8 protein-coding genes and 1 pseudogene are annotated in these 8,499 nt (G+C 67.1%); 4 read left to right on the forward strand and 5 right to left on the reverse strand.

From position 1 onward, the window contains the following. Both ACFXGJ_RS23075 and ACFXGJ_RS23080 read right to left on the reverse strand, forming a co-directional pair. On the reverse strand, positions 1–1,150 hold a 1,150-nt coding region (locus ACFXGJ_RS23075), incomplete at its 3' end, for a hypothetical protein (protein WP_378625381.1). Continuing rightward, positions 1,150–2,100 (reverse strand): metal-dependent hydrolase, encoded by a 951-nt coding sequence (locus tag ACFXGJ_RS23080; protein ID WP_378625384.1) that lies wholly within the window; start codon positions 2,098–2,100, stop codon positions 1,150–1,152. The genes ACFXGJ_RS23075 and ACFXGJ_RS23080, both read right to left, overlap by 1 nt. Before the next feature lie 173 nt (positions 2,101–2,273). Between ACFXGJ_RS23080 and ACFXGJ_RS23085 the strand changes: the two genes are divergently transcribed. Then, on the forward strand, positions 2,274–2,876 hold the full coding sequence (locus tag ACFXGJ_RS23085) for a TetR/AcrR family transcriptional regulator (RefSeq protein ID WP_378625387.1): 603 nt from the start codon (positions 2,274–2,276) through the stop codon (positions 2,874–2,876). Between the two features lie 95 nt (positions 2,877–2,971). On the opposite strand, the gene ACFXGJ_RS23090 is transcribed toward ACFXGJ_RS23085, so the two are convergent. Together ACFXGJ_RS23090 and ACFXGJ_RS23095 are read right to left on the reverse strand one after the other, a co-directional pair. Further along, entirely contained in the window at positions 2,972–3,340 is a 369-nt protein-coding gene (locus ACFXGJ_RS23090; RefSeq protein WP_378625404.1) for a TfoX/Sxy family protein, read from the reverse strand. Positions 3,341–3,381: 41 nt separating this feature from the next. Then, positions 3,382–4,679 (reverse strand): annotated as a pseudogene (locus tag ACFXGJ_RS23095) (TIGR03086 family metal-binding protein). 191 nt (positions 4,680–4,870) lie between these two features. On the opposite strand from ACFXGJ_RS23095, the gene ACFXGJ_RS23100 reads away from it, so the two are divergent. Next, positions 4,871–5,488, forward strand: a complete 618-nt coding sequence (locus ACFXGJ_RS23100; RefSeq protein WP_378625390.1) for a DUF389 domain-containing protein — start codon at positions 4,871–4,873, stop codon at positions 5,486–5,488. A 26-nt stretch (positions 5,489–5,514) separates the two neighbouring features. Here ACFXGJ_RS23100 and ACFXGJ_RS23105 read toward each other — a convergent pair whose 3' ends face one another. Then, positions 5,515–6,408, reverse strand: coding sequence for a helix-turn-helix domain-containing protein (locus tag ACFXGJ_RS23105; protein WP_378625394.1), 894 nt, complete (start codon positions 6,406–6,408; stop codon positions 5,515–5,517). 92 nt (positions 6,409–6,500) lie between these two features. Here ACFXGJ_RS23105 and ACFXGJ_RS23110 point away from each other — a divergent pair, with 92 nt between their 5' ends. Both ACFXGJ_RS23110 and ACFXGJ_RS23115 read left to right on the forward strand, forming a co-directional pair. Beyond that, on the forward strand, positions 6,501–7,727 hold the full coding sequence (locus ACFXGJ_RS23110) for a cytochrome P450 (protein ID WP_378625398.1): 1,227 nt from the start codon (positions 6,501–6,503) through the stop codon (positions 7,725–7,727). A 191-nt stretch (positions 7,728–7,918) separates the two neighbouring features. Further along, positions 7,919–8,377, forward strand: a complete 459-nt coding sequence (locus tag ACFXGJ_RS23115) for a limonene-1,2-epoxide hydrolase family protein (RefSeq protein ID WP_378625401.1) — start codon at positions 7,919–7,921, stop codon at positions 8,375–8,377. Positions 8,378–8,499 lie beyond the last annotated feature (122 nt).

Raw genomic sequence — 8,499 nt, forward strand, 5'->3', positions numbered from 1 at the left:
CCGCGTCGGGCCGCGCGGCGTCGGGACGGTCCGCCTCCGCCGACTTCTGTTGGCGCACAGTGAAGGTGGCGACCACCGAGAGGACGGCCACCGCGAAGCACACCAGGGTGTACCCGAGGTTCCCGATGGGATCGCCGTTGCTCGTGACCCCGTCGACCGCACCGAAGAAGTCTGGCAGCGCCGTGGCCCACAGCACCGCCATCACGGCCAGGTACACGAGCGCATACGTCTGGACGAAGCGGTTCGTGTAGGCGGGACCATCCGAGGCACCCGCGCGCAGCGCCGACCACCGCCGCGCCAGCACCACGACCGCCACCACCGACAGGGCGACCAGTTCCGCGGCGTAGAGGAACCCGCGGACCGTGTCGCTCCCCATGCCGAAGACGGTCGCCGGGAGCGGGAGCACGAACACCCCGACCGAGGCGGCGAGGCCGATCACCACGGTGCGCCACACCAACTGCAGGCCAGAGAAGTGTCGGCCCGCATCGACGTGCCGGCCGACGAAGAACTGGACGCACAGCGCCAGCGACATCGGCCACAGAGCCGCGAACACCACCACGCTGGGTAGCGGAACCGAGTCGAAGAAGGGCTGGTTGACCTTGTTGTCGAGCGTCCACTCCCACCAGCGCAGCTGCGGTCCCAGCTGGTCGAAGATCTCGTAGAACGCGTGGTGCACGAAGCCGACGCACACCGCACCGAGGATCACGCCGTACTTCATCCGGAACACGCCGAGCATCCGGACGAGCTCGAACGCGATGGTGGCCATCAACGGGTAGATCGCGATGATGTACAGCGGCAGCCGACCCCACAGGAAGTCCACGGTGAACACGTTGTGCGCGAACATCGTGCCCAGGTAGTCCTCGGTGCCGAACGCGGCCGGGAAGTAGATCGGCGGTTCGATCACGAACAGGAACGCGGTGGCACCGAACCACAGCACCAGGTTGGTGGGATCGCCGTGCCTACGCAGCCGCAGAATCGCGTAGACGAGCGCGAGCACCGCCCCGAGGACGATGGTGAACTCGAGGACCGGAAGCGTCCAGTTCTCCAGTGCGGCCGGGTTGCGGACCTCGACGAGTCCACCGGCCTCCTCGCACGAGAAGCCCAGGCGGGTTGCGAGATCCGCGAAGGTAGGAGAACAGTGGTCCGACATCACTTCGCCTCCGACAGCGCCGACTCGGCGCTGCGATCCTGCCGCTCGGCGGTGTACCAGCGGGTGCAGTCGTAGCCCGCGTCGTAGCGGGTGAACCATTCGCCGGCGAGGACGGGCAGCTTCTCGTGTGCGGGCTTGTGCCCGGGCATCTGGCTGCGGATGGCGCCGGACAGGGCGGTGAGCTGCTCACCGATCGGCAGGCCGTCGAACGCCCGCGGCATCGGCCCCTTCGTCAGGTACGGCGCGAAGGCGGTGAGCACCTTCTGCTTCGCCCGGTGCCGGGCGAACATCGACATCGAGTCGACCTTCCGCTCCGACAGCGGAACGTGCTGGTTGAAGCCGGCACACGCGATCCGGATCGACTTCATCACGTGCGCGAAGATCGAGGCCGCCATCCGCATCCGGTAGAGCTCGTTGCCGACGACCGAGTTGTAGATGATCAGCGCCGAACTGCGGTGCTCGACCTCCTCGACGAAGTGCCACAGGAACAGTGACGCGACCCGGTCGTCGCCGGGCCGGAACAGGGTGGCCTCGTTGTCGAGCATCAGCTTGAAGACCGGGGTGAAGGTGGCCTCCAGGTCGGCGGTGTACGCGAGCCGGTAGTTGATCGAGGTCCGCTCGGTGAGGAGGTCGAACTCGCCGACGACCGCGTCCAGGGTGTTCTGCAGGCCGGGGTACCGCCGGATCAGCGCGTTCACGTGCTGGCGGTGCGCGGTGGAGTGGTGGCCCTCCTGGCGCATGAACGCGACTGCCTCCGCCGCGACCTCGGGATCGGTCATCAGCGGCTTGGCCTGGAGGATCAGCTTCACGATCATCTTCTCGAAGCCGATCGCCAGGAACGACACCGCGTTGGACATGCTCGACCACGCGGGGTTCTCGGGGTTCCACAGGAAGGGGACGTCCTCGTCCTCGAATCCGAAGTCCATCTTTCGGGGCTGAAGGTTGGTCACTGTGCGATACCTCGAGTTTCGGCTGTGGGCTGGGTCGGTGGCCCCGCTCGAACGCTCCGAAGCCATGATCGCAGCGATCATACGCACAAGCACCCATGTGTATGGTTACGTTTCGTCGATTCCGTCGCGATGAGGCGGCGGGCGACCGGACGTGCTGTGATACCGTCCGCCCGGTGGCACGAAGGCGCGGGTGGGGCGGTAGTCCACCGGACAGCGACGAGGAAGCGTCCCGTCGAATTGTTTCCGCCGCAGTCGAACTCATCAACCGAAACGGTGCGGCGATCAGCATCGCCGACGTCGCGGAATCGCTGGGCGTCATCCGGCAGACGGTGTACCGGTACTTCCCCAACACCGACGCTCTCCTGCGTGCCGCAGCCATTGCCTCGGTCGGCGGGTTCCTCGACCGCCTGACGCACCATCTGAGAGGTATCGAGGATCCGAGGGAGGCGGTCGTCGAGGGCGTGATCTACACACTCAACGAAGCGCCCCGCACCCCGCACCTGGGCATCATGCTGTCCGGTTCGCATTCGCACACCGAGGGCATCACGTCCGACGAGGCTCGCGTATTCGGAATGTCGATGATCAGACGATTCGACGTCGACTGGGACCGGCACGGCTACGACGAGCCGGCCCTGCGTGAACTTGTCGAATACCAACTGCGGACAATGCAGTCGTTCTTCATCTCGCCCGGTGATCCGCCACGGAGCGACGACGAGCTCCGGCGTTACCTGCACCGATGGATGGGAGCGGCGATCTCAGCGCAGCCGAAGCCGTGAATCCCGCTGTCCGCAACGCGCCTCGGCCGCGTTGATCGGCGGCCTTCGCCGGCGCCAGCGAAGGGCGTCGAGGGGCCAGGCGGGGACACGTGGATTCAGGGTCTCTTCCCGGTGGCCCTCGGTTTCGGTGCCTTCGGGGGGAGTGCAGCTGCCTGCGTCAGCGCTTTCTGGACCCACGGTTCCGCGAGCTCGGGATGGGCCCGCCAGGATCGGGGAAGGCTGACGTACCCGCCCATCGGCCGTTCCTCCGGGCCGAACGGGCCGGCTCCGTCGGTCGCGATCAGCTCTTCCCTGCTGGCTTCGTCGCGTAGATGGAGTCCGACGCTCCCTCCGAACAGGCCCGCGAACATGTTGCCGTTCACGAATGCTCCGAGGTTCCCGAACATCGGTTTGACCTCGACGGCCGCTGCCTCAGGGATGAGTGAACGGAAGTAGTCCTTGTCTGCGTCAGTGGGTTTCGGCATCTTCACGGCGGTCTTCCTCCCTGATGTGTGCGGTGGGCAGTTCAGGTGGACGCGAGCGGACGCCGGCCTGTGAACGCCAGCAGACGATCGAGCGGCGTGGCCGTTTCGTCGACCTGGACCGCGTCGGCGAAGCCCGCGCTGGCGCGGAGGTCGGGGCTGATCAGCTTGGTGGCGAGATCGAGCACGTAGTCGGCGACCTGATCCGACACCGCGATGTCGCGTCTGGTTGCCATTGCGAAATCCCATGCATGGACAAGGAATTCGACAGACAGGATGCTCGCCACCATCGGCGCGGGAAGGGTGTCCGACCCCACCGTGACGGTGCCGTCGAGTCCCCGGCTGCGCCAGGCCTCCAGCGCGGCCTGGCCGGCGTTCGCGATCCGCGGTTCGAGCGCGCTCGACATCCTGTCGTTGAAGGTGGCCCCGACTGCGCTGCCGATGCTGGTGATGGACCCGAGCAGGTGATCGACCAGCTGACCGACGGTGAACTCGGTGCACGGCGTCTGCTTGTCCAGATCGTCGGCGGTGATGCCGCGAAGGACGTGTTGTACGACCGCGAGGGTCGCTTCGGCGCTGGAGAGTTCGTCGATCGGATCGGGAGCGGCCGCCCATTCGTCCGGTCCGGCGTCGTCGTTCGCGGCGGCGAGGACCAACCGATCGAGGAAGTGGTTCCAGCCCTCCGCGTGGCTGGCGGACTGGGCATCGGTCAACCCCTCGTGGATCAACCGGACCTCGGTGCCACCGTCGGACGGGCTCAGGGTGATCGTGACAGTGGAGGCGCCGGGAGGCGGATCGCCCCCTTCCGTCCATCCCCAAGTGAAGACGACCCGTTCGCCGGGAACGACCTCGACGAAGGTTCCAGACGCCAAGTGCCCTGGCGTGACGATCCATCGAAAGTCGCCGCCGACGCGCAGGTCGACGCGGGCCGCGACGGTCAGCCAACGCCTCAGCCGTTCGGGCTGGGTGACCAGTTCGAACGTGGCATCGAGATCGAGTGGTACGACCACCGACTTGTCGAACGACATTACGTTTCTCCTTCGGGGGGTACGAGTGAGATTGCGTCCGCGACCAGGCGATCGAGTTCGCTGCTCCAGAAGGATTCGAACAGCGCACGAAGCCTGGCAAGGCCATCCGGATCCACCCGGTAGTACCGGAACCGGCCGTCCTTCCTGGCGGTGACCAGGCCCGCCTCGGCGAGAACGCCGAGATGTTGAGATATCGCCGAACGGCTGACCGTGAAGTTCGAGGCCAACTCGTTGACCGTGTGCTCGCCCGAGGCCAGCAATTGGAGGAGGCGTCTACGCGTCGGCTCCGCTGCGGCTTCCAACTGATCGAGCACGCTCAATACGTTAGCGGACGCTAACGCATCGCACAACGATCGTGGCGCCGCCGCTGGTTTTCGCAGGTGAGTTCTGTTTCACCCCTGCGGGTGAGGTATCGCGCAATCGCCCGAACGAGACTTCGCGTATGTCCGTCGGTGGGACCGGAGTCGCCACAGGAGCACGATGATCACACTGATACAACTCGCAGGTGGCCGGCCGCAGGTCGCCGACGCTGACGGACTTGCTCGCCGCAATCGCGACCGGGTTCGCCGGGGTGATCGCGCTCATCCGCCGCGACGTCGGGGACGTACTTCCCGGCGTGGCGATCGCGATCTCGTTGGTGCCGCCGTTGGGTGTGGTCGGTGTGTGCCTCGGCTCGGGCGCCCCCTCGCTCGCGCTCGGCGCGATGGTGCTGTTTCTGTCGAACGTGCTTGCGCTCGTCATCGCCTGCACGGCGGTCCTCATGTTCGCGGGCTATGCCCGCGACGCGGCCGAGACCTCCGACGCCCGGAGGTGGGGTCGGGCGTATCTCGCGCTCGCCGTCGCGTTCGTCATCGTCGTCATCCCGATGGTGCTCAATTCTCTCTCCAGCATCTGGGCCGGTCAGGTGCGAACGGCCACGGAGCAGTGGCTGAGCGACACGCCCGCGGCGCTGGTCTACATGGTGACTCTGCAGTCGGACACCGTCGTCGTCGACGTGACGAGCCCGGGTGACCTTCCGCCGCTCGGCGACCTCCAACGATCGGTCGACCAGATCGTCCCCTGGAATCCGACGGGGGTGGTGCAGCACACCGTCGGCCAGCGTGTCGAGAGCGCCGGTCACTGAGTCGGCGCGGTCGCCGCCAAGGGGAGTCAGGCATCCCAGGCGCTGAGTTCTCTTGCAGTCGAGGTTATTTCACGAACATAGTGCTCGCGCTCGCCGACGGAGACGGCAGACCTGAGTGGGCCGATCTGCAGTTCCCACAACGGTTCCCCGGCCGAATCGAAGACCGGCGCGGACAGGTAGCTGATCGGCAGGTGGCGGTCGGACGCGAGAGTGGCACGGTCGTAGAGGTGTCCGCTGGTGTCGGTGATGATCGCCTGCACGCTGTCCCGGAGCCGCTGGCTCGCTGGATCGGCCGAGAGATGTGAAACCACCTGCGCCAGAACGTCGATCCGATCGATGTCGGCGGCGTCGGCGCCCCACACCCCGACGCCGTCCTCGGCGATCTGCGCCAGGCTCCGCGTGAGCTGCGCTCGGCGATCGGCGGGGACGGTGTCGAGCCATCGCTGTTGGAGTGCTCGATCCGAGACCGCGACGACGGCTGCGCCGCCCGGTGCCTGCATGGGCAGTCGCAGGCCCACCTCGATGCCCGCCGGGATGTGGCCGAGGCCCTCGGTCATGGCGACGAAGACCAACCGTCCGTCCTCGACGAGGCTCAGTGCGGCGCCGCAACCCACGCGGGCGGCGAGGTCCTCGATCCGCCCGGTCAGTCCGTCGGGCACCGGGAGCTTCCCGCGGGCCTTCTCGGCGACGCCGGCCAGTGCCGGACCCGGGGCGTAGGTCAGATCCGCCAGCCGGCGCACCCAGCCTCGCTCGCGCAGTGCACTCAGGATCGACCCGACGGTCGACCGGCTCAGCCCGAGTGCGTCTGCCAGGTCGGCGGACGTCGCCGGCCCGTCGAGCGCGACGAGCATCTCGACGATGGACACGACTCGGTCCGTGGGCGGCGACGGGCTGGTGGCACCGCTCTTGTCATCTGCCATGAATGCTCCTACCCTCGGGCGCAATACAAATAAGCGTATCGCATCATACGAATATTCGCATCCCGGTATTCGTATCAGCCTGAGGAGTGCCGGTGACCACACCATCCGTTCTCGACAGCTTCGACATCGAGGGTGTCGACTTCGCCTTCGAGGACAACCCGAACATTCACGCGGTTCTCGAGGAGCTGCGCTCGAAGAAGCCCTACGCGGTCGTGCCGTTCGCCGGGGTGCGCGCGGTGCTGCTGCTCACTCACGAGCTGGTCACGGCCGCGTTCAAGGACGAGGAGACTTTCCCTGCCTCGGCGATCTACCCGATGACCACCGGTCCGGTGCTGGGCAAGACCCTGCAGTGCATGGCCGGTGCCGAGCATCGCAAGAACCGGTCGCTGATCTCTCCGCCGTTCCGCCGCAAGGTGGTCGCCGAGTACATCACCCCGCTGCTCGAGCCGCTCGCGCACGAGCTCATCGACCGGTTCGCCGACCGCGGCACCGCCGACCTCGTCGCCGAGTTCACCACCCGCTATCCGGTGCTGCTGATCAGCCGACTGATCGGGCTGCCGGTGACGGACGAGGCTCAGGTGCACAAGTGGGCCCACGACCTGTTCTACTTCCCGTTCGACCCGGAGGCCGCGATGCGCGCCTCGCAGGAGTTCACCGACCTGCTCACCCCGATCCTCGCAGAACGCCGTCGCAACCCCGGTGACGACCTCATCTCCACCCTCGTCACCGAGACGGTGCACGACGACGACGAGCTCGAGGGCGCGACCCTCAGCGACGAGGAGGTGCTCTCGTTCCTGCGGCTGCTGTTCCCGGCCGGGGCCGACACCACGATGCTCGCGCTCGGCAATACCCTCTCGGCACTGCTCACCCACGACGACCAGATGGCGATCCTGCGCTCCGATCTGAAGGAGCACGCGCTGTGGGCGGTCTGGGAGGGACTGCGCTGGGAGCCGCCCGTCGGACTGCTGCCCCGCGCCTGCCCGGAGGCGACCACGTGGAACGGCATCGAAATCCCGGCGCTGACGCCGATGATCTTCTCGGTCAACGCCGCCCATCGCGACCCCGACCAGTGGTCGGACCCGCACCGCTTCGACATCACCCGCCGCAAGACCGCGATGCTCTCCTTCGGTCAGGGCGCGCACAGCTGCGCCGGCAACTGGCTCGCCCTCGCCGAACTCGAAACCGCCCTCACCGCCCTCCTCGAACGCCTCCCCGGGCTGCGCCTGCAGGAGGGTGCCGCGGACCGCGCGAAGGTCACCAGCCAGGTCGGCGTCGCACTCCGGGGTCCCAACGAGCTTGCCGTGCAATGGGATCTGTGACACTGAACCGAAGATCCACCCAACAAGAAGAGGAACCCATCATGGAAAAGCTCCGCAACTACGGCCTGCTCGTCAAGTACCTCGTCACCACGCAGTGGCGCAAGCTGCGCGGAACCTCGGGCAACGAGGGGTCCCAGAACGCCGGCTGACGGCGTCCGATCAGCGCTACACGATCGAGAAGAGGAGACCCCATGGAGCCCGTCGACGTAGTTACCCAGTTCCTGGACCGTCTGTCCGGGGGTGACATCCGGGGAGCGCTCGACCTGGTCGACGACGACATCGTCTACACCAACGTCGGGTTCCCGACCGCGCGTGGCCGCCGCCAGACTGCCTTCGTGCTGCGGCAGTTGGACAAGCCGTTCATGGGTTTCGCCGTGCAGATGGTCAACAGTGCCGCCGACGGAGCCGTCGTGCTGACCGAACGGGTCGACGAGCTGCGCGTCGGACGGTTCCGTGCGCAGTTCTGGGTGTGTGGGCGGTTCGAAGTCCGAGCCGGCCGTCTCACCGTGTGGCGCGACTACTTCGACGTCTTCGACATGGCGAAGGCACTCGCCCGCGGCCTCGCCGCGCTGGTGGTCCCGTCCATCCAGAAGCCGTTGAACCAGCAGTCGTCGAACGGCCAGGGCCACCCGGTCGACGCGGAGCGCTGACCGCCGCCGAGATCGCCCCGACCGCCGTTGGCGGCGGGGCGAACTCGGTCCGCGGCGATCGGATGCGCTGTGCCCGCCACGCGATCGGCAGCCGAGCGGACCGACTCCCGCCGCCGGTTCTC

Source organism: Rhodococcus sp. NPDC059234 (genome assembly GCF_042754225.1).
Taxonomy (GTDB): Bacteria; Actinomycetota; Actinomycetes; order Mycobacteriales; family Mycobacteriaceae; genus Rhodococcus_G.